Below are 20,919 nucleotides of genomic sequence, written 5' to 3'. Positions count from 1 at the left end.
CCCCACTGGTATCAGCGAGTGATGATGTGAGAGTATCAGTGCATGCTGACTTCAGTCGATCCTGATCTGATCCGGGTGCTGGGCGATCCGCTCCGCCTCCGGATCGTGACCCTGCTGGCGCGCGAGACGCTCTGTACGACGCACCTGGTCGAGGAGACGGGCGCGAAGCAGACGAACCTCTCCAATCACATGAAGGTCCTGCGCGAGGCGGGTGTGGTGGAGACCGAGCCCTGCGGCCGCTTCACCTACTACAGGCTCAAGCCCGAGGTCCTGGCCGGGCTCTCCGAGCAGTTCGCGGCGCTGGCCGACTCCGCTCGCACCGCCTCCACGAACAAGAGGGCCTGCCCGTGACCTCCGCCGAAGCCGCCACCTCCCCCGCTCCGGTCGGTGGTGGGGACGACTCGATCGTCAGGAAGCTCTCCACCCTCGACCGCTACCTCGCGGTATGGATCCTGCTCGCCATGGCCGTCGGTCTCGGCCTGGGCCGCCTGATCCCGGGGATGAACGACGCGCTCGCGAAGATCGAGATCGGCGGGATCTCCCTGCCGATCGCGCTCGGCCTGCTGGTCATGATGTATCCGGTGCTGGCCAAGGTCCGCTACGACAGGCTCGACACCGTCACCGGCGACCGCAGGCTGATGGTCTCCTCGCTGGTCATCAACTGGATCGTCGGCCCCGCCGTCATGTTCGCCCTGGCGTGGATCTTCCTGCCCGACCTGCCCGAATACCGCACCGGCCTGATCATCGTCGGCCTCGCCCGCTGCATCGCCATGGTCATCATCTGGAACGACCTCGCCTGCGGCGACCGCGAAGCCGCCGCCGTCCTCGTCGCCCTCAACTCCGTCTTCCAGGTCCTCGCGTTCGGCGTACTGGGCTGGTTCTACCTCGACCTGCTGCCGCGGTGGCTGGGCCTCGGCGACGGACAGGGCCTCGACGTGCCCGTCTGGCACATCGCCCTCAACGTCATCGTCTTCCTCGGTGTCCCGCTGCTCGCCGGCTTCCTCACCCGCCGCATCGGCGAGAGGAAGATGGGCCGCGAGTCGTACGAGGCGACGTTCCTGCCGAGGATCGGGCCGTGGGCGCTGTACGGGCTGCTGTTCACGATCATCGTCCTGTTCGCCCTTCAGGGGAGGACGATCACCTCGCAGCCGCTGGACGTCGTACGGATCGCACTGCCCCTGCTGGTGTACTTCGCGATCATGTTCTTCGGCTCCTTCCTGCTCGGCAAGGCACTCGGACTCGCCTACGACCGCACCGCGACCCTGGCCTTCACCGCGGCCGGCAACAACTTCGAGCTGGCCATCGCCGTCGCCATCGCCACCTTCGGCGTCACCTCCGGCCAGGCCCTGTCGGGTGTCGTCGGCCCGCTGATCGAGGTTCCGGTGCTGATCGGGCTGGTGTACGTCGCGCTGGCCTGGCGCGGCAGGTTCGCCCCGTCCGTCGCAGCGGGCCGGGAGGGCTGACGCTGGTGCCGATGCCCCGCTCGCCGCACGTGCGGCGAGCGGGGCATCGGCGCGCAGTCAGGGGCGCAGGTCGAGCATGGCGGACATGGCCGCCACGACGGACGGGGCGACCCGGTAGTAGACCCAGGTGCCGCGCCGCTCCGAGGTCAGCAGGCCGGCCTCGCGCAGCTTCTTCAGGTGGTGGGACACGGTCGGCTGGGAGACACCGACATCGGAGATGTCGCACACGCACGCCTCGCCGCCCGCGTGTGACGCGACCTTCGAGAACAGGCGCAGCCGCACCGGGTCGGACAGCGCCTTGAACATCACGGCCATCCGCTCGGCTTCGCTCGGTGACAGTTCTCCGGCGGTGATCGGCGGGCAGCACGGCACCACGGCATCCACGGCCGGCGTCGGCAGTTCCGCCATCCCTGAATTCGACATGCGTCTATATTGACATCCGTTGATACCAGGTGCAAGCTTCGTAGATAGACAGCGATCGAATCAGCGGCCGGGAGCGGCCGCCCGTCCAGGAGGACATCACCGCCATGACCACCACTGCACAGCTTCCGGTCGTCGTCATCGGCGCCGGCCCCACCGGGCTGGCGGCCGCCGCCCATCTCGTCGAGCGCGGCATCGAACCGCTGGTCCTGGAGGCCGGTCCCGGTGCCGCGACGGCGGTCCGCGGCTGGTCGCACGTGCGGCTGTTCTCCACCTGGGGCGAACTGACCGACCCGGCCGCCGAGAAGCTCCTGGCGCCCACCGGCTGGACCCGGCCCGACGCGGACACCTACCCCACCGGCGGCGACTGGGCCGAGCAGTACCTCCAGCCCCTCGCGGACGTCCTCGGCGACAAGGTCCGCTACGGCGCCACCGTCACCGGCGTCTCCCGCCTCGGCCGCGACCGGATCGTCGACGCGGACCGGGAGCAGCAGCCCTTCACCGTCCGCCTCGCGCTCGCCGAGGGCGCCGAGGAGCGGATCCTGGCCCGGGCCGTGATCGACGCGTCCGGCACCTGGTCCACCCCGAGCCCGATCGGCGCCGACGGGCTGCCCGCCCTGGGCGAGCACGCCGCGTCCGCCCGGATCTCCTACCGCATCCCCGACCTCAGGGACCCCGCGGTCCGCGCCCGGTACACGGGCAGGCGCACCGCTGTCATCGGCTCGGGGGCCTCCGCGTTCACCGCGCTGGCCGGCCTCGCCGACCTCGCGAAGGAGGCACCCGGAACGCACTCCGTGTGGATCCTGCGCCGCGGTATCAGCGGCTCCACCTTCGGCGGTGGCTCATCCGACCAGCTTCCCGCGCGGGGCGCCCTGGGTCTGGCGGCCAAGGCCGCCGTCGACCACGGACACGCCGAGGCGGTCACCGGATTCCGCACCGGGAGCGTCGAGCCCACCGACGACGACCGCCTGGTCCTGACCGGTGAGGACGGCCGGCGTCTCGACCCGGTGGACGAGGTCATCGTCCTGACGGGCCTGCGCCCCGACCTGTCCTTCCTGTCCGAACTCCGCCTCGCCCTGGACGAACGCCTCCAGGCGCCGGTGGAGCTCGCCCCGCTCATCGACCCGAACCAGCACTCCTGCGGCACCGTCTACCCGCACGGCCACCGCGAGCTGTCCCACCCCGAACAAGGCGTCTACCTGGTCGGCATGAAGTCCTACGGACGGGCCCCCACCTTCCTGGCCATGACCGGCTACGAGCAGGTCCGCTCGGTCGCCGCTGCCCTCGCCGGCGACACCGAGGCCGCCGACCGCGTCGAACTCACCCTCCCCGAGACGGGGGTCTGCGGCGGCGCCGGCCTCTTCGACGAACCCGCCGCAGAACAGAACGACGGCGGTGGCTGCTGCGCCGCTCCCGCTCCGGTCCTGGTGCAGATCGCCGGCCCCGCCGAAGCGGAGGGGCGGGGGTGACGGGTCAGGTGCGGTCGATGTGCACGCTGGTCGACTTCACGCGGGCGGTCGCCGTCATGCCGACCTCCAGCCCGAGTTCCTCGACGGCCTCCCGGGTCAGCAGCGACACGAGCCGGTGCGGACCCGCCTGGATCTCCACCTGAGCCGCCACGTCCCCGAGCTTGACCGCGGTGACGATGCCCGGGAAGGCGTTGCGTGCGGAGGTGTACGAGACCTCCTCCTCGCCCGTGCCGTTCTGCGCGACCTCCACGGAGAACGCGGCCAGGTCGCGGCCGTCGATGAGGCGACGGCCGCCCTCCTCGCGATGGGTGGCGACGCGGCCGGCATCCGCCCAGCGCCGCGCGGTGTCCGGGCTGACGCCCAGCAGGCGGGCGGCCTGCCCGATGGTATAGGTCTGCATATGCAGCACTCTAGGGCGAATAAACTTGCACATGCAAGGATCAAGCGCAAAAGTGCGGGTGGATGCCAAGGTCGAACCCCACCAGTGGGCCGGGTGGCTCTGCCGGGGTGAGGAATCGGCCCGTGCGCCCTAGGGTGCGAGCCATGGCAGAGAGCGCGGGGTACCGGGGTTCTGCGGGCCGGGATGCGGCCTCCGCCGCCGGACCGGACACCCCCGACCCCCGGCGGTGGAAGGCGCTCGCGGTCTGCCTGGTCGCGGGATTCATGACGCTGCTGGACGTGTCCATCGTCAATGTGGCCCTGCCCTCCATCCGGGAAGGGCTGCACACCCCCGAGTCCGACCTGCAGTGGGTGCTCTCCGGGTACGCGCTCGCCTTCGGGCTCTTCCTGATCCCCGCCGGGCGTCTGGGGGACGCCCGTGGACGACGCGAGGTCTTCATGGCGGGGCTGGTGCTCTTCACCCTGTCGTCCGCGGCCTGCGGTGCGGCCCAGTCCAGCACCTGGCTCGTGATCGCCCGACTGGTCCAGGGACTGGCGGGCGGTCTCCTCTCGCCGCAGATCTCCGCCCTCATCCAGCAGATGTTCTCCGGGCGGGAACGCGGCCGGGCCTTCGGCATGTTCGGCACCGTGGTCGGCATCTCCACCGCCGTCGGTCCGCTGCTGGGCGGACTTCTCATCCAGGCGGCCGGCGCGGAGGAGGGCTGGCGCTGGGTGTTCTACGTCAACCTGCCGCTCGGGTTCGTCTGCCTCCTGCTGGCGCGGCGGCTCCTGCCGGACACGCCTTCCGCGGGCCCGGTACGGCTGCGGGACCTGGACCCCCTGGGGATCCTGCTGCTGGGCGCGGGGGTGCTGGCTCTGCTGCTGCCGTTCGTCCAGGCCCATCAGTGGCCGGGCAACGGGAAGTGGCTGCTCCTGCTGGTCGCCGCCGCCCTCCTTGGCGCGTTCGTCGGCTGGGAGTCGCGGTGCGGGCGCCGCGGCACCCAGCCGGTCGTCGACCTCAGGCTCTTCCGGGTCCGCTCCTACTGGCTGGGCTGCCTGCTGATCCTGCTGTACTTCGCCGGTTTCACCTCGATCTTCTTCATCACCACGCTCTACCTGCAGAGCGGCCTGCACTACACCGCCCTGCAGGCGGGCCTGGCGATCACCCCGTTCGCCCTCGGGTCCGCCGTGGCCGCGAGCCCGGGCGGCAGACTCGTCGGGCGGTACGGACGGCCCCTCGTCGTCGTGGGCATGGCCACCGTGGCGGTCGGACTGGCCGCCACCGCCCTCGCCGTCCACCTGGTGCCCGGCAGAGGCGCGGGATGGGCGATGGCCGCCCCGCTGCTCCTGGCCGGACTGGGCAGCGGTCTGGTCATCGCTCCCAACCAGACCCTGACCCTGTCGCAGGTGCCGGTCGCCACGGCGGGAAGCGCCGGCGGCACCCTGCAGACCGGCCAGCGCGTCGGCTCCGCGATCGGGATCGCCGCCGTGGGCTCGGTGTTCTTCGCCCAGGTGGGCTCCGCGGCCTGGTCCACCGCCTACGACCACGGGCTCATCGTCTCCGTCGCCTTCGTGCTCGCCGGACTCGTCGTGGCGCTCGCCGATGTGGGCGGGGCCCGGCGGGGCAGAGACCGTACACGGCAGTCCGCACCCTCACCGGCGGACCACTGAGCGGATCACGGAGGAGACGCGATGAACGACCCCGACGGCACGGCACAGGACGGCAACCGTTCGTACGGACACAAGCCTTTCAAACGGTCCCGCAGCCATTTCGCCGACCGCATCACCGCCGACGGACAGGGCGGCTGGCCCGTCGAGGCGGACCGCTACCGCCTCGTCGTCAGCCGCGCCTGCCCCTGGGCGAGCCGCGCCCTGGTCTCCCGCAGGCTGCTGGGCCTGGAGAGCGCCCTCTCGCTCGCCGTCGCCGACCCGTTGCAGGACGACCGCAGCTGGCGCTTCACGCTGGACCCGGACGGCCGGGACCCGGTGCTCGGCATCCGCTACCTGAGCGAGGCGTACGACGCGCGGGAGCGTGGCTACCCCGGCGGCGTCAGCGTCCCCGCGATCATCGACGTCCCCAGCGGCAGGCTCGTCACCAACGACTACCAGCAGATCACCCTGGACCTCGCCACCGAGTGGACCGCGCTGCACCGCCCCGGAGCACCCGACCTGTACCCGGAGCCCTTGCGGGAAGAGATCGACGAGGTGATGGAGGGGATCTACCGCGACATCAACAACGGCGTGTACCGGGCCGGGTTCGCCGACGGCCAGAGCACGTACGAGAGCGCCTACGAGGCGCTCTTCCGCCGTCTGGACGAGGTGTCGCAGCGGCTGGCGGACCGGCGCTACCTCGTCGGCGACACGATCACCGAGGCCGACATCCGCCTCTTCACCACACTGGTGCGCTTCGACGCCGTCTACCACGGTCACTTCAAGTGCAACCGCTCCAAACTGGCCGAGGATCCGGTCCTGTGGGCCTACCTCCGGGACCTCTACCAGACCCCCGGATTCGGGGACACCGTCGACTTCCACCACATCAAGCAGCACTACTACCGGGTCCACACCGGCATCAACCCCACCGGCATCGTGCCCGCCGGGCCCGACCTGTCCGGATTCCTGACGCCGCACCACCGCGAGCAGCTCGGCGGCAGGCCGTTCGGTGACGGCACCCCGCCCGGCCCCGTCCCGGCCGGTGAACAGGTCCCACCGAGGCACCGGCCCTGAGCGGTCCTACTCCGTGTCGTCCAGGTGATCGGCGTAGTACTCGATCGCCGGACGGTACGACCGCACCTGCGGATCCTCGCTGGTGGCGGCCGACACCAGCAGGAGGGTGCGCACCGCTTCGCGGGACTCGCCCAGGTTGTACAGCGTCATGGCCAGGAACGTCCGCAGGGCGGGGTCCTGCGCGAACTCGTCCAGACCCCGGCCGAGCACCTCGCGCGCCTCCTCGTGGCGGCCCAGCACCCGCAGCGTGCTGCCGAGGCCGAGGAAGGCCCCGTGGCGGTCCTGCGCCGGGAGTCCCGTCCCGGCCAGCGCGCGCTCGTAGAACGGAACGGCCTGAGCTTCGAGGCCGAGCCGGTCGTGGGACCAGGCGGCCTGGTAGGCGATGGCGGCATCGTGCGGATGGCGCCCCGCCAGGCGCACCAGCTCCTCGTGCGCCTGTGGGGTCCTGCGCTCGCGCAGCCGGACCGCCTGTGCGAGGGCCGCGCCGGCCGTCTCGTGCCCTTTGTCGGTGCTCATGCAACGCACGCTGCCAGGGCGAAGGGCGCAGCGCAAAATCATGTGGGGCAGGGCCCTGTCGAGACAGCGGCGATCACGAGATATCTTGATGTCAAGCAATGTTGCAGACGTGGAGCGGAGCACAGGGTGACTGACTCGACCATCATCTATACACACACCGACGAGGCCCCGGCCCTGGCGACGTATTCGTTCCTGCCCGTGGTCGAGGCCTATGCCTCGAAGGCCGGGGTCACCGTGGAGAGCCGTGACATCTCCCTGGCGGGCCGGATCATCGCCAGTTTCCCCGACCGCCTCCAGGAGAACCAGCGCATCGACGACGCTCTTGCCGAGCTCGGCGCGCTGGCCACGACTCCCGGTGCGAACATCATCAAGCTGCCGAACGTCTCGGCCTCGATCCCGCAGCTGAAGGCCGCGATCGCCGAGCTGCAGGGGCAGGGCTACGCGCTTCCGGACTACCCGGACGACCCGAAGAACGACGAGGACGAGGACGTCCGCGCCCGCTACGACAAGATCAAGGGCAGCGCGGTCAACCCCGTCCTGCGTGAGGGCAACTCCGACCGCCGTGCCCCCGCGTCGGTCAAGAACTACGCCAAGACCCACCCGCACCGCATGGGCGCCTGGACGGCCGACTCGAAGACGAACGTCGCCACCATGGGCGTCGACGACTTCCGTTCCACCGAGAAGTCCGCCGTGATCGCCGAGCCCGGCACGCTGCGCATCGAGCTCGTGGGCGACGACGGCACCACCACGGTGCTGCGCGAGTCCGTACCGGTCCTCGCGGGCGAGGTCGTGGACGCGGCCGTCATGCGCGTCGCGGCGCTGCGCGAGTTCTTCACCGCGCAGATCGCCCGGGCCAAGTCCGAGGACGTGCTCTTCTCCGTCCACCTCAAGGCCACCATGATGAAGGTCTCCGACCCGATCATCTTCGGTCACGTGGTCCGCGCCTTCTTCCCGAACACCTTCGCCAAGTACGGCGACGTCCTGGCCGCCGCCGGCCTCACCCCGAACGACGGCCTCGGCGGGATCCTCAAGGGTCTCGACTCGGTGCCCCACATCGGCGCCGAGATCAAGGCGTCCTTCGAGGCCGAACTCGCCGAGGGCCCCGCCCTGGCCATGGTCGACTCCGACAAGGGCATCACCAACCTGCACGTCCCCAGCGACGTCATCGTCGACGCCTCCATGCCGGCCATGATCCGTACCTCCGGCCACATGTGGGGCCCCGACGGCCAGGAGGCCGACACGCTCGCCGTCCTGCCGGACAGCAGCTACGCCGGTGTCTACCAGGTCGTGATCGACGACTGCCGCGCGCACGGCGCCTTCGACCCGTCGACCATGGGCTCGGTGCCCAACGTCGGTCTGATGGCGCAGAAGGCCGAGGAGTACGGCAGCCACGACAAGACCTTCGAGATCCCCGCCACGGGCACCGTGCGGGTCGTCGACGCCGCCGGCAACGCCGTGCTGGAGCAGACCGTGGGCGCCGGGGACATCTTCCGGATGTGCCAGACCAAGGACCTGCCGATCCAGGACTGGGTCAAGCTCGCCGTCACCCGCGCCCGCGCGACCGGCAACCCGGCCGTGTTCTGGCTCGACGAGGACCGCGCCCACGACGCGCAGCTCATCGCCAAGGTCAAGACCTACCTGGCCGAGCACGACACCGACGGTCTCCAGATCGAGATCATGACCCCGGAGAAGGCGACCGCCTTCTCGCTGGAGCGCATCCGCCGCGGCGAGGACACCATCTCGGTGACGGGCAACGTGCTGCGTGACTACCTCACCGACCTGTTCCCGATCCTGGAACTCGGCACCAGCGCGAAGATGCTCTCCGTCGTGCCGCTGATGAACGGTGGCGGTCTGTTCGAGACGGGCGCCGGCGGCTCCGCGCCCAAGCACGTCCAGCAGCTCGTCAAGGAGGACTACCTGCGCTGGGACAGCCTGGGCGAGTTCCTCGCCCTCGCGGTCAGCTTCGAGCACCTCGCACAGACCACGGACAACGCGCGCGCCCAGGTCCTCGCCGACACGCTGGACCGTGCGACCGCCACGTTCCTGAACGAGGACAAGTCGCCCAGCCGCAAGCTCGGCGGCATCGACAACCGCGGCAGCCACTTCTACCTCGCCCTGTACTGGGCCCAGGAGCTGGCGAAGCAGACCGCCGACGCGGACCTCGCGACGGCGTTCGCCCCGCTCGCCAAGACGCTGGCCGAGCAGGAGCAGACCATCGTCGGCGAGCTCATCGCGGTCCAGGGCAAGCCGGCCGACATCGGCGGCTACTACCAGCCCGACCCGGCCAAGGCCGCGGCCGTCATGCGCCCGTCGGCCACGTTCAACCGGGCGATCGCGAGCCTCGCCTGATGTGACAAGGGCGAAAGGACCAGGGGGCCCGCGCCTCAGCCCCCGTCCGCTCGCCCGGTGACTGCTGCTCCGCCCCGGCCGGCCTTCCGTCGCGCCGGGGCGGAGCTGTGTGCGGCGACGCCCCCGCGCGCCCGGCCGGCGGTGGACCGGGGGACGCCCTGACGAGTGAAAGTGCCGCCGTGGCGGGCGCCGGGCGGCCCTCGGAAGGCCCGTGGCTGGTTTGCTGCAACCGGAAACACGCGCGACGCGCGGGGAGGGCCGTTCGGCCGACTCGCCGGAGCGGCGCCACACCGGGTGCGCGGTCCACCCGCGGATGACAACCGAAGGAGCGTCCCTGTGACGACGACGGGCACAGCAGAGCCGACGGAAGAAGAGGAGTCGTACGCCAACGAGCTTCCGGTGCACAGCAAGGAGCCGGGAAACGTCGTCATCAAGTGGCTGACCACCACCGACCACAAGACGATCGGTTCGCTGTACCTGGTCACCTCGTTCGCGTTCTTCATCGTCGGCGGCCTGCTCGCGCTCGTCATGCGCGCCGAGCTGGCCCGTCCGGGCACCCAGCTCGTGTCCAACGAGCAGTTCAACCAGGCGTTCACCATCCACGGCACGATCATGCTGCTGATGTTCGCGACGCCGCTGTTCGCCGGATTCACCAACTGGATCATGCCGCTGCAGATCGGCGCGCCGGACGTGGCGTTCCCGCGGCTGAACATGTTCGCGTACTGGCTCTACCTCTTCGGCTCCCTCATCGTGGTGGCCGGCTTCCTCACGCCGAACGGCGCGGCCGACTTCGGCTGGTTCGCCTACTCCCCGCTGACGGACGCCGTCCGGTCGCCCGGGATCGGCGGTGACATGTGGATCATGGGGCTGGCCTTCTCCGGCTTCGGCACGATCCTCGGCTCGGTCAACTTCATCACCACGATCATCTGCATGCGCGCGCCCGGCATGACGATGTTCCGCATGCCGATCTTCGTCTGGAACGTCCTGCTGACCGGTGTGCTGGTCCTGCTGGCCTTCCCGGTGCTCGCCGCCGCGCTCCTGGCGCTGGAGGCGGACCGGAAGTTCGGCGCCCACGTCTTCGACGCGACCAACGGCGGCGCGCTGCTCTGGCAGCACCTCTTCTGGTTCTTCGGCCACCCGGAGGTGTACATCATCGCGCTCCCGTTCTTCGGGATCGTCAGTGAGATCATCCCCGTCTTCAGCCGGAAACCGATCTTCGGCTACATCGGCCTGGTGGCCGCGACGATCTCCATCGCCGGCCTCTCCGTGACCGTGTGGGCGCACCACATGTACGTCACCGGAGGCGTGCTGCTGCCGTTCTTCTCCTTCATGACGTTCCTCATCGCGGTGCCCACCGGGGTGAAGTTCTTCAACTGGATCGGCACGATGTGGAAGGGCTCGCTGTCCTTCGAGACACCGATGCTCTGGTCCATCGGCTTCCTCGTCACCTTCCTCTTCGGCGGTCTGACGGGCGTCATCCTGGCCTCGCCGCCGATGGACTTCCACGTCTCGGACTCGTACTTCGTGGTCGCGCACTTCCACTACGTCGTCTTCGGCACCGTAGTGTTCGCGATGTTCGCCGGATTCCACTTCTGGTGGCCGAAGTTCACCGGCAAGATGCTGGACGAGCGGCTCGGCAAGATCACCTTCTGGACCCTGTTCGTCGGGTTCCACGGCACGTTCCTGGTCCAGCACTGGCTCGGCGCCGAGGGCATGCCCCGTCGTTACGCCGACTACCTCTCCAGTGACGGTTTCACGGCGCTGAACACGATCTCGACCATCTCCTCGTTCCTGCTCGGCCTGTCGATGCTGCCGTTCTTCTACAACGTGTGGAAGACCGCCAAGTACGGCAAGAAGATCGAGGTCGACGACCCGTGGGGCTACGGCCGTTCGCTGGAGTGGGCGACCTCCTGCCCGCCGCCGCGGCACAACTTCGTCACGCTGCCCCGGATCCGTTCCGAATCTCCGGCGTTCGACCTGCACCACCCGGCCGTGCGTGAGCTCGACGAGGCCGCCAACCGCCAGGACCGCTCCGTGACGGTGGCACCGGGGGACAAGCAGGCGTGAGCAGGACGGCCGGCGGAGAGGAGAAGCGCATGGGTTCCGACCGCGACAAGGACGCCGCCCGCGGACTGGCCCAGATGGAGGGCTATCTGCTGTGGAACGCCGAGGTCGAGGACGCCCGCCGGCGGGCCCGTCGCTTCACGGACGGACTTCCATGGCTGACGACGGCCCAGCGCGAGGACGTGGAACGGGTCTACACGGCGGACCGGACCGCCGCCTCGCGGGCGATGCTCGTGCGCGTCTCGGTCCGGGCCGCCGAGCTGCGCGGCGAGTACAGCGAGCGATATCGCAGGCTCAGGGCGCGCTGCGTCGCCGCCGCGGTGGTCGCGAGTACGGCGGGAGGCGCCTGTACCGCCTGGACGTTCCTGGCCAGATGACCCGGACCGGGGTCGTCCGTTCTGCCCGCTCAGCAGGCGGACTCGCGCCCGTCTCGTGAAGATGAGAGGTGACGGGCGCGTGTGACGGGGCAGGCGAACGGATGACCGTGCAGACCCCGAGAAGGGACGAACACTGTGGCACGACCCAGGATTCTCGTTGTCGGAGCCGGATTCGCCGGGGTCGAGTGCGTACGCCGTCTGGAGCGCGGGCTCCGCCCGGGCGAAGCGGACATCGTGCTCGTCGCGCCGTTCTCGTACCAGCTCTATCTGCCCCTGTTGCCGCAGGTCGCCTCCGGCGTCCTCACCCCGCAGTCGGTCGCGGTGTCACTGCGACGGAGCAGCCGGCACCGCACCCGCATCATTCCCGGCGGGGCCATCGGAGTGGACCCCAAGGCGAAGGTCTGCGTCATCCGCAAGATCACCGACGAGGTCGTCCACGAGCCGTACGACTACATCGTGCTCAGCCCGGGCAGCGTCACCCGCACCTTCGACATTCCCGGACTGCTCGACAACGCCCGCGGCATGAAGACGCTGGCCGAGGCGGCGTACGTACGTGACCACGTGATCGCCCAGCTCGACCTCGCCGACGCCAGCAGCGACGAGGAGGAGCGGGCCTCCCGGCTGCAGTTCGTGGTGGTCGGCGGCGGCTACGCGGGAACCGAGACGGCTGCCTGCCTCCAGCGCCTCACCAGCAACGCGGTGCGGCACTACCCCCGGCTCGACCCGAAGCTGATCAAGTGGCATCTCATCGACATCGCCCCGAAGCTGATGCCCGAACTGGGTGACAAGCTGGGCGAGAGCGCGCTGAAGGTGCTGCGTGAACGCGGCATCGAGGTGTCGCTGGGCGTCTCGATCGCGGAGGCGGGCGCCGACAAGGTGACGTTCACCGACGGCCGGGTACTGCCCTGCCGCACGCTGATCTGGACGGCCGGTGTCACCGCGAGCCCGCTCGTCACCACCTTCGACGCGGAGACGGTGCGCGGGAGGCTGGCGGTGACCCCCGAGATGAACCTGCCCGGCTACGACGGCATGTTCGCCCTCGGGGACGTGGCGGCCGTACCGGACCTCGTCAAGGGCGACGGAGCGGTCTGCCCGCCCACCGCCCAGCACGCGATGCGTCAGGGCCGCAGGCTCGCCGACAACCTGCTGGCGACGCTCCGGCACCAGCCGATGCGCCCGTACGTCCACAAGGACCTCGGACTCGTCGTGGACCTCGGTGGCAAGGACGCCGTGTCCAAGCCGCTCGGCATCGAGATGCACGGCATCACGGCCCAGGCGGTGGCCCGTGGCTACCACTGGTCGGCGTTGCGGACCAATGTGGCCAAGGCCCGCGTCATGGCCAACTGGCTGATCAACGCGGCGGCGGGCGACGACTTCGTCCGTACCGGATTCCAGTCCCGCAAGCCCGCGACCCTGCGGGACTTCGAGTACACGGACAGTTATCTCACCCCGGAGCAGGTCCGCGAGCACACGGCCTCGCTGAACGCCCGGATGAAGTGAGCCGGGCCCGGGGCCGGAGCCGGGGCCCGTCAGGCCGACGGGACAGTGGTGCGGATCAGGCGCAGGAACGCGGCGTTGTCCCCGGTGTTCCTGATCCGGTCCAGCAGCGTCTCCAGGGACGTCTGGGCGTCCCTGGAGTGCAGGGCTCGGCGCAGTCCTCGTACGGCGGTCAACGTATCGGCCGGAACGAGGAGTTCGTCGCGGCGGGTGCCGGAGGCGGCGATGTTCACCGCCGGGTGGATCCGCTTCTCGGCCAGTGAGCGGTCGAGCCGCAGCTCCATGTTGCCGGTGCCCTTCAGCTCCTCGAAGAAGTACTCGTCCGCCCGGGACCCGGTCTCGACGAGCGCCGTGGCCAGAATGGTCAGCGAGCCCGCCTCCTCGGTGAGGCGTGCGGCACCGAAGAGCCGCTTGGGGCCGGTCAGCGCGGCAGCGTCCACGCCGCCGCTGAGGGTGCGTCCGCCGTTGCCCGCGGCGTTGTTGTGGGCCCGGCAGAGCCGGGTGAGCGAGTCCAGCAGGATGACGACGTCGCGGCCCTGCTCGACGAGCCGCTTGGCCCGTTCGAGGGCGAGATCCGCGAGGGCGATGTGTTCCTTGGCGGGCCGGTCGAAGGTGGAGGCGTAGACCTCGCCGCGCACCGAGCGGCGCATGTCGGTGACCTCCTCGGGGCGTTCGTCGAGGAGTACCACCATCAGATGGGACTCGGGGTGGTTCTCGGCGACGGCGGCGGCGATCTGCTGGAGGAGAACCGTCTTGCCGGTCCTGGGCGGTGCGACGATCAGCCCGCGCTGTCCCTTGCCGATCGGGGCGACCAGATCGACGATGCGGGTCGAGGGGCCGCCGGACGGTGTTTCCAGGTGCAGCCGCTGCCGGGGGTGGAGCGGGGTGAGGTCGCGGAAGTGCGGGCGGCCGCGCAGCGACTGCGGGGGCAGCCCGTTGACGCGTGCGACGGCGCTCAGGGCGCGGGGACGCTCGCAGGCGCCCTCGACGACATCGCCCTTGCGCAGGCCGTACTTGCGGATGAGTGCCGCGGTGACCTGTACGTCCCCGGGGGCGGGGTGGCCGCCGGCGGTGCGCAGGGAGCCGTGCCCCTGCTGTGTGAGATCGAGGATGCCGGCGGCGGCAGCGGTGGTGACGGGATGATCGAGTGTGGTGGTGACGGGGTGTTCGAGTGTGGTGGTCATGCGGGGTGGTCCTTTCGCGGACATGCGAATGAAGGGGCCCGGCTGAGACGGGGGCGGAGATCTCACGCCCCGGACGACGGGCAGGAAAGGCCGGTGGGCGAGAGCCCGTGCCGGACCGAGGGAATCAATGCGATGAAGCCGGATCGCCGGTCGCGGAGGACGGGCGCATCGGCGTGCTGAAGGTGAATCGGTACCGGAGCCTGAATGAGAGGCATGCACATGTACCGATTGCAATGTAGCACGGCCGTCGGCCGGTGGTGGCCGATGTGCTGCGGACAACCCCGTTGCGGTGGGGGAGCGGGGGGTGGTTTCGTACTCCGGGCCGTTCCCCTCCCGACTCCGGAGTCACCTTGCCGATACACCTGACCGCCCTGACCGATCCCGATCGCGGAGCCAACGACTACCGTCTGGCGTGGCTGGCGTCCGACGAGGCGGGTGCGCCCGTCGGATCGGCGTTCCTCCGGGTCTTCACCCGGGAGGGCCAGGACCACCTCGCCGAGCTGGAACTCCACGTGCACCCGGTGGAACGCCGGAAGGGCACCGGCTCCCAGCTGCTCGACGCGGCGGTCCGGGGAGCCAGGGAGCACGGTCGGCGTTCCGTCGTCGCGCAGACCGAGGCCGGCACCCCGGGAGACCTGTTCCTGCAGGCCAGGGGGGTGCGCAGGGTCCTCGCCCTCGCCTACGCCCGGCTCGTGCTGGGAAAGGTGGACACCGCGGCCCTGACCGCCGTCACCCGGGAACAGCATCCGGGCTACCGGCTGGAATCCTGGGACGGCATCGTCCCGGAACCGCTGGCGCACACGTTCGCCGCGTCGCGTCGCGCCATGGACGACATGCCCATGGACGACACCGACTACGGCACCGTGGCCTGGGACGTCGACCGGGTCAGGGCCGTCGCGCGGGCCGTCACGGACCGCGGCGACCACCTTCACACGGTGGCCGCCGTCGACGAGACCGACGGGTCGATCGCGGGCTTCACCGAACTCGTCGTGCCCGGTGACGGACAGGGCGACGGGCAGCACTACGGGACGGGCGTCCTGCCCGAGCACCGGGGCCACGGCCTCGCCCGGTGGATGAAGGCCGCGGCCATCCTCGGGGCCCGCGAGCGCCACCCGGACCTGGGCGGCCTGCTCGCGGACACCGCCGACAGCAACACGTACATGCGGCGCATCAACGACGCGTTCGGATACGAGCCGACGCACCGTTCGTACGAGTACCAGTTCGACCTCTAGGGAATTGCGCGCCCGGTCGCCGGACCCGGCCCCCGGAACACCTCCAGGATCTGTTCGGCGGCCAGCGTGGCAGGCAACGAGCCCTCCCGTACGCGCAGTTCGAGCTCCGGCGCGAGCGCGCGCACCCCCGGATGACTGCGCAGGCCGTCCAACAGGTCGTCCCGCACCATGGTCCAGGTCCAGTCGACCTGCTGCTCGCTGCGCTTGGCCGCGAGCCGCCCCGTCGATTCGAGCAGGGTCCGGTGCTGCTCCAGCCGCTCCCACAAGGTGTCCAGACCGCTGGACTCCCGGGCGCTGCAGGTCAGCACCGGCGGGGTCCACGCCGCGTCCACCGGGTGCATCAGTCGGAGCGCACCCGCCAGTTCACGCGCCGCCGAGCGGGCATCGCGCTCGTGCGGCCCGTCGGCCTTGTTCACGGCGATGGCGTCCGCCAGCTCCAGCACACCCTTCTTGATGCCCTGGAGCTGGTCACCGGTGCGTGCCAGCGTCAGCAGCAGAAACGTGTCGACCATGTTGGCGACAGCGGTCTCCGACTGGCCGACGCCGACCGTCTCCACCAGCACCACGTCGTAGCCCGCCGCCTCCATCACCACGATCGACTCGCGGGTCGCCTTCGCGACCCCGCCCAGCGTGCCGGCGGTGGGGGAGGGGCGGACGAACGCAGCCGGGTCCACCGCGAGCCGCTCCATCCTGGTCTTGTCGCCCAGGATGGAGCCGCCGGTACGGCTGGAGGACGGGTCCACGGCAAGCACCGCGACCCGGTGCCCGAGCCCGGTGAGCATCGTGCCGAGTGCGTCGATGAACGTGGACTTGCCGACCCCGGGCACCCCGCTGATGCCGATGCGGCGGGCCTTGCCCGAGTGCGGCAGCAGTTCGCGCAGCAACCGCTGGGCCAGCGCCCGGTGATCGGGGCGGGTGGACTCCACGAGGGTGATGGCGCGCGCGATGTGTGCGCGCTTCCCGTCGAGTACGCCCTTCACGTAGCTGTCGAGATCGATCTTCGGAGCCATCGGTTCAGCGGCTCACAGCTCGTGACCGAGTGAGGCACCGAGCCGCGTCACCAGATCGTGGGCCGCGTCCGGGATCACCGTTCCCGGCGGGAACACCGCTGCCGCGCCCGCCTCGTGCAGCGCGTCGACGTCCTGCGGCGGGATCACCCCGCCCACCACGATCATGATGTCCTCACGGCCCTCGGCGGCGAGCTCCGCGCGAAGCGCGGGTACGAGCGTGAGGTGGCCGGCGGCCAGGGAGGAGACGCCCACGATGTGGACGTCCGCCTCGACCGCCTGCCGGGCGACCTCGCCCGGCGTCTGGAACAGCGGGCCGACGTCCACGTCAAAGCCCAGGTCGGCGAAGGCGGTCGCGATCACCTTCTGGCCGCGGTCGTGACCGTCCTGGCCCATCTTGGCGACCAGGATCCGCGGCCGGCGTCCCTCCGCCTCCTCGAACGCGTCGACCAGCGCGCGGGTACGGTCCACGGACGGCGACTCCCCTGCCTCGTTGCGGTACACACCGGAGATCGTACGGATCTGGCCCGCATGCCGGCCGTACACCTTCTCCAGGGCGTCCGAGATCTCGCCCACGGTCGCCATCGCCCGTGCCGCGTCGACAGCCAGGGCCAGCAGGTTGCCCTCAAGACCGGGACCCGGCTCCCGTCCGGCTGCCTCCGTCAGCGCGCGCAGCGCGTCCTGGCAGACCTGTTCGTCGCGCTCCTCGCGCAGCCGGCGCAGTTTCTCCAGCTGCTGGGTGCGCACGGAGGAGTTGTCGACCTTGAGCACGTCGATCTTCTCGTCGGTCTCGACGCGGTACTTGTTGACGCCGATGACGGGCTGGCGTCCGGAGTCGATGCGGGCCTGGGTGCGGGCCGCCGCCTCCTCGATACGGAGCTTGGGGATGCCGGCGTCGATGGCCTTGGCCATGCCGCCCGCCGCCTCGACCTCCTCGATGTGCTGCCAGGCCCGACGCGCCAGGTCGTAGGTGAGCTTCTCCACGTACGCGCTGCCGCCCCACGGGTCGATGACCCGTCCCGTGCCGGACTCCTGCTGGAGCAGCAGCTGGGTGTTGCGGGCGATGCGGGCCGAGAAGTCGGTGGGCAGGGCGAGCGCCTCGTCGAGGGCGTTGGTGTGCAGTGACTGCGTGTGTCCCTGGGTCGCGGCCATCGCCTCCACACAGGTGCGGGTGACGTTGTTGAACACGTCCTGCGCGGTCAGCGACCACCCAGACGTCTGTGAATGGGTGCGCAGCGACAGGGACTTGGCGTTCTTCGGCTCGAACTCCCTGACCAGCTTGGCCCACAGCAGCCTGGCCGCCCGGAGCTTGGCCACCTCCATGAAGAAGTTCATGCCGATCGCCCAGAAGAACGACAGCCGAGGTGCGAACGCGTCGACGTCGAGGCCGGCGTCGCGTCCGGCGCGCAGGTACTCCACCCCGTCGGCCAGGGTGTACGCGAGCTCCAGGTCGGCCGTGGCCCCGGCCTCCTGGATGTGGTAGCCGGAAATGGAGATCGAGTTGTAGCGCGGCATCTTCTGCGAGGTGTACGAGAAGATGTCGGAGATGATCCGCATCGAGGGCTTCGGCGGATAGATGTACGTGTTGCGGACCATGAACTCCTTCAGAATGTCGTTCTGAATGGTCCCGGCCAGCTTCTCGGGCGGTACGCCCTGTTCCTCGGCGGCCACGATGTACAACGCGAGGACGGGCAGCACGGCGCCGTTCATCGTCATCGACACGGACATCTTGTCCAGCGGGATGCCGTCGAACAACTGGCGCATGTCGTAGATCGAGTCGATCGCGACACCGGCCATGCCGACGTCACCGGTCACCCGCGGGTGGTCGCTGTCGTAGCCGCGGTGGGTCGGCAGGTCGAAGGCGACCGACAGACCCTTCTGCCCGGCCGCGAGGTTACGGCGGTAGAAGGCGTTGGACTCCTCGGCGGTGGAGAAGCCCGCGTACTGCCGGATCGTCCAGGGCTGGTTGACGTACATCGTCGGGTACGGACCCCGCAGATACGGCGCCACCCCCGGGTACGTCCCGAGGAAGTCGATGCCCTCCAGGTCCTGGCCGGTGTAGAGCGGCTTGACCGCGATGCCTTCGGGGGTCTCCCACAGCAGGTCGTTGTCGGAGGTCCCGGAGGACTCCTTGACCGCGGCACGCCACTGGTCCTCGGTCACCTCGGCGCCGCCGCCCGGCCCGAGCTCGATGTCGGAGAAGTCGGGGATCCGCATTACGCCACACCCATACGGTCGAGAACGGAGGAGAGGACGGCCACCACGTCGCACCCGGCGAAGACGTACTCGTCGACACCCGGGTACGCAGCGGGCCGCCCCGCCAGGTACACCCGCTGCGCACCGGCCGAGACGAGCGCTTCGGCGATGTCGCCGGCCTGTTCGGCGTAGAGCGCGTCACTGGAGCACAGACAGACCACGTCCGTGCCCGAGGCGGCGAGAGCGGCGGCGGCCGACGAGGCGTCGACCCGGACCGGCTCGTGGACGGGTTCGATGCCACCCGCCTGGAACAGGTTGGCGGCGAACGCGGCGCGCGCGGTGTGTGCCGAGGCGGGGCCGAGCGCGGCGATGAAGACCCGCGGCCGGGCACCGGTCGCCGCCAGATGGGCGTCCGAACGGGCGCGCAGCGCCTCGAAGGCCTCGTCGCGGCGGACCACCGGGAGACCACCCCTGGTGGCGCCCGACGGCACCGGCTCGCGCTCCACCGCGCGTTCCGCGAGCTGCGGGAACTCGCTCACACCGGTGATCGGCTCCTTGCGCCGCGCCAGATCCTTGCTGCGGGCGGCCCAGGTGGCGGCGATCCGGTCCGCGACCATGCCCGAGCCGAGCGCCGCGGCCTGACCGCCGGCCCGCTCGATCTCCTGGAAGAAGGCCCAGGCGGCGTCGGCGAGTTCGTCCGTCAGGCGTTCCACGTACCAGGAACCGCCCGCCGGGTCGATGACCCGGGCCAGATGGGACTCCTCCAGGAGGATCGTCGACGTGTTGCGGGCGATGCGCCGCGCGAAGGCGTCGGGGAGGCCCAGCGCGTGATCGAAGGGCAGCACGGTCACGGCACCGGCGCCACCGACGCCGGCGCCCAGGCAGGCCAGCGTGGTCCGCAGCATGTTCACCCACGGATCGCGCCGCGTCATCATCACCGGCGACGTCACCGCGTGCTGGCGTTGTGCCCCGGCCTCCGGCGCCCCGCAGACCTCGGCGACCCGCGCCCACAGCCGGCGCGCGGCCCGCAGCTTGGCGATCGTCAGGAACTGGTCGGCGGTGGCCGCGTACCGGAATTCCAGCTGGGCGCAGGCCTCGTCCACGCCGAGTCCCGCGTCGGTCAGTGCGCGCAGATAGGCGACGCCCGTGGCCAGCGAACTGCCCAGCTCCTGCGCGGCAGAGCCGCCGGCCTCGTGGTACGGCAGCCCGTCGACGGTCAGCGCCCGCAGCCCGGGGTACCCGGCCGCGCAGTGCTTCGCCCAGCGCACGGCGGACGTCAGGTCCGCCTCGGCGCCGCTGCGGGCGGCCTGCCCGAGCGGGTCGGCCCCGAGGTTGCCGCGCACCGCGTCCGCATGGATGCCGCGCTCCTGATGAAGCCGGAACAACTCCGTGGCTGCGGCGTCGAGTTCGTCCCCGGCGTCGAGTACGAGCGGTGCCAGATCGAGGTGGACGCCCTCCAGTGCCCGCGCCAGGCCGGAGACGGGCACGCCGTCAGCGCCCCCGACGGTCAGCCACAACGAGGTGGTGCCGTTCTCCAGGTCCCCGAGCAGGGCCTCGTTGAGCCGTACGGGATCCGTCGACGCGTGCCGCTGTCGTACGCCCCAGCCGCCCGCCGTACTTCCCTGCGGTGTGCTGCCGCGGGTGAAGGGGGCGAAGCCCGGGAGACCGGCATCGGGCGCGTCGTCGCGCGAGGTGTAGAGGGGGCGAGTGATGAGCCCGTCCTCCACCGTGGTGGACAGTGCTTCCTCGGCGGCCGAACCCGAAACGTCCTTGCCCGACTTGCGCAGCACACCTTCGACAAGGCTCTGCCACTGCTCGTGGGCGGGATCAGGGAATTCGGCGGCCAACGAAAGCCCGTCAGCAGGCTGGACCGTCATGCCCAGATGCTAGGACAGGTCCCGGACGGGCAGCAGAGGCTCGGCCTGTGACCTTGCCCTCTCTCCGAACGCACTTGATCCCTTACGTACGGTCGCGCAGGGCGGCGGCTGCCTTCGTCGGCCCGGCTGCCCCCTCGCAGCCCGCAGGATCGGCGGCCGTAGCCGG

17 protein-coding genes are annotated in these 20,919 nt (G+C 70.4%); 10 read left to right on the top strand and 7 right to left on the bottom strand.

What is annotated here, in order from left to right; all coding sequences use genetic code 11:
• The first annotated feature begins 42 nt into the window (after positions 1–42).
• The gene (locus tag OG446_RS01150) at positions 43–351 is read left to right on the top strand and encodes an ArsR/SmtB family transcription factor (RefSeq protein ID WP_328892213.1); all 309 of its coding nucleotides are present in this window, start codon (positions 43–45) and stop codon (positions 349–351) included.
• The gene (gene arsB, locus OG446_RS01145; RefSeq protein ID WP_328892212.1) at positions 348–1,463 is read left to right on the top strand and encodes an ACR3 family arsenite efflux transporter; all 1,116 of its coding nucleotides are present in this window, start codon (positions 348–350) and stop codon (positions 1,461–1,463) included. Before OG446_RS01150 ends, arsB begins: the two co-directional genes overlap by 4 nt.
• Before the next feature lie 57 nt (positions 1,464–1,520).
• On the opposite strand, the gene OG446_RS01140 is transcribed toward arsB, so the two are convergent.
• Positions 1,521–1,886, bottom strand: coding sequence for an ArsR/SmtB family transcription factor (locus tag OG446_RS01140; protein WP_328892211.1), 366 nt, complete (start codon positions 1,884–1,886; stop codon positions 1,521–1,523).
• A gap of 104 nt (positions 1,887–1,990) precedes the next feature.
• Between OG446_RS01140 and OG446_RS01135 the strand changes: the two genes are divergently transcribed.
• Positions 1,991–3,352 carry an NAD(P)-binding domain-containing protein gene (locus OG446_RS01135; protein ID WP_328892210.1) on the top strand — a complete coding sequence of 454 codons (1,362 nt, stop codon included), beginning with the start codon at positions 1,991–1,993 and terminating at the stop codon, positions 3,350–3,352.
• A 4-nt stretch (positions 3,353–3,356) separates the two neighbouring features.
• Here the strand turns inward: OG446_RS01135 and OG446_RS01130 are convergent, their stop codons facing one another.
• Entirely contained in the window at positions 3,357–3,752 is a 396-nt protein-coding gene (locus OG446_RS01130) for a TOBE domain-containing protein (protein WP_219570362.1), read from the bottom strand.
• 143 nt (positions 3,753–3,895) lie between these two features.
• On the opposite strand from OG446_RS01130, the gene OG446_RS01125 reads away from it, so the two are divergent.
• Complete coding sequence (locus tag OG446_RS01125; protein WP_328892209.1) at positions 3,896–5,401, top strand: MFS transporter; 1,506 nt, start codon at positions 3,896–3,898, stop codon at positions 5,399–5,401.
• A 21-nt stretch (positions 5,402–5,422) separates the two neighbouring features.
• On the top strand, positions 5,423–6,454 hold the full coding sequence (locus tag OG446_RS01120; RefSeq protein ID WP_328892208.1) for a glutathione S-transferase family protein: 1,032 nt from the start codon (positions 5,423–5,425) through the stop codon (positions 6,452–6,454).
• A 6-nt stretch (positions 6,455–6,460) separates the two neighbouring features.
• On the opposite strand, the gene OG446_RS01115 is transcribed toward OG446_RS01120, so the two are convergent.
• Complete coding sequence (locus tag OG446_RS01115) at positions 6,461–6,970, bottom strand: tetratricopeptide repeat protein (protein ID WP_328892207.1); 510 nt, start codon at positions 6,968–6,970, stop codon at positions 6,461–6,463.
• 126 nt (positions 6,971–7,096) lie between these two features.
• Between OG446_RS01115 and OG446_RS01110 the strand changes: the two genes are divergently transcribed.
• The 4 genes from OG446_RS01110 to OG446_RS01095 all read left to right on the top strand — a co-directional run bounded on the left by OG446_RS01110 (position 7,097) and on the right by OG446_RS01095 (position 13,260).
• Positions 7,097–9,319, top strand: a complete 2,223-nt coding sequence (locus OG446_RS01110) for an NADP-dependent isocitrate dehydrogenase (protein WP_328892206.1) — start codon at positions 7,097–7,099, stop codon at positions 9,317–9,319.
• A 336-nt stretch (positions 9,320–9,655) separates the two neighbouring features.
• Positions 9,656–11,386, top strand: coding sequence for an aa3-type cytochrome oxidase subunit I (ctaD, locus tag OG446_RS01105; RefSeq protein WP_328892205.1), 1,731 nt, complete (start codon positions 9,656–9,658; stop codon positions 11,384–11,386).
• A gap of 29 nt (positions 11,387–11,415) precedes the next feature.
• Positions 11,416–11,760 (top strand): hypothetical protein, encoded by a 345-nt coding sequence (locus OG446_RS01100; protein ID WP_328892204.1) that lies wholly within the window; start codon positions 11,416–11,418, stop codon positions 11,758–11,760.
• Between the two features lie 135 nt (positions 11,761–11,895).
• Positions 11,896–13,260, top strand: a complete 1,365-nt coding sequence (locus OG446_RS01095; protein WP_328892203.1) for an NAD(P)/FAD-dependent oxidoreductase — start codon at positions 11,896–11,898, stop codon at positions 13,258–13,260.
• A gap of 29 nt (positions 13,261–13,289) precedes the next feature.
• Here OG446_RS01095 and rho read toward each other — a convergent pair whose 3' ends face one another.
• Positions 13,290–14,441, bottom strand: a complete 1,152-nt coding sequence (gene rho / locus OG446_RS01090) for a transcription termination factor Rho (protein WP_328892202.1) — start codon at positions 14,439–14,441, stop codon at positions 13,290–13,292.
• A gap of 350 nt (positions 14,442–14,791) precedes the next feature.
• Here rho and OG446_RS01085 point away from each other — a divergent pair, with 350 nt between their 5' ends.
• Positions 14,792–15,673 carry a GNAT family N-acetyltransferase gene (locus OG446_RS01085; RefSeq protein ID WP_328892201.1) on the top strand — a complete coding sequence of 294 codons (882 nt, stop codon included), beginning with the start codon at positions 14,792–14,794 and terminating at the stop codon, positions 15,671–15,673.
• Here OG446_RS01085 and meaB read toward each other — a convergent pair.
• The 3 genes from meaB to mutA are packed head-to-tail and all read right to left on the bottom strand — an operon-like array spanning position 15,670 to position 20,753.
• On the bottom strand, positions 15,670–16,683 hold the full coding sequence (gene meaB, locus OG446_RS01080; RefSeq protein WP_328892200.1) for a methylmalonyl Co-A mutase-associated GTPase MeaB: 1,014 nt from the start codon (positions 16,681–16,683) through the stop codon (positions 15,670–15,672). The two genes, OG446_RS01085 and meaB, sit on opposite strands and share 4 nt — an antisense overlap.
• A 12-nt stretch (positions 16,684–16,695) precedes the next feature.
• A complete protein-coding gene (scpA, locus tag OG446_RS01075) occupies positions 16,696–18,897 on the bottom strand; it encodes a methylmalonyl-CoA mutase (RefSeq protein WP_328892199.1) in 2,202 nt (733 codons plus the stop codon).
• Positions 18,897–20,753: a methylmalonyl-CoA mutase small subunit gene (gene mutA, locus OG446_RS01070; RefSeq protein WP_328892198.1), complete on the bottom strand. Its 1,857-nt coding sequence runs from the start codon at positions 20,751–20,753 to the stop codon at positions 18,897–18,899. The genes scpA and mutA overlap by 1 nt, the downstream gene beginning before the upstream one ends.
• Positions 20,754–20,919 lie beyond the last annotated feature (166 nt).

The organism is Streptomyces sp. NBC_00236, from assembly GCF_036195045.1.
Lineage (GTDB): Bacteria > Actinomycetota > Actinomycetes > Streptomycetales > Streptomycetaceae > Streptomyces.
The sequence above is the reverse complement of the archived record's forward strand: the minus strand, read 5'-3'. Positions and strand labels throughout refer to the sequence as shown.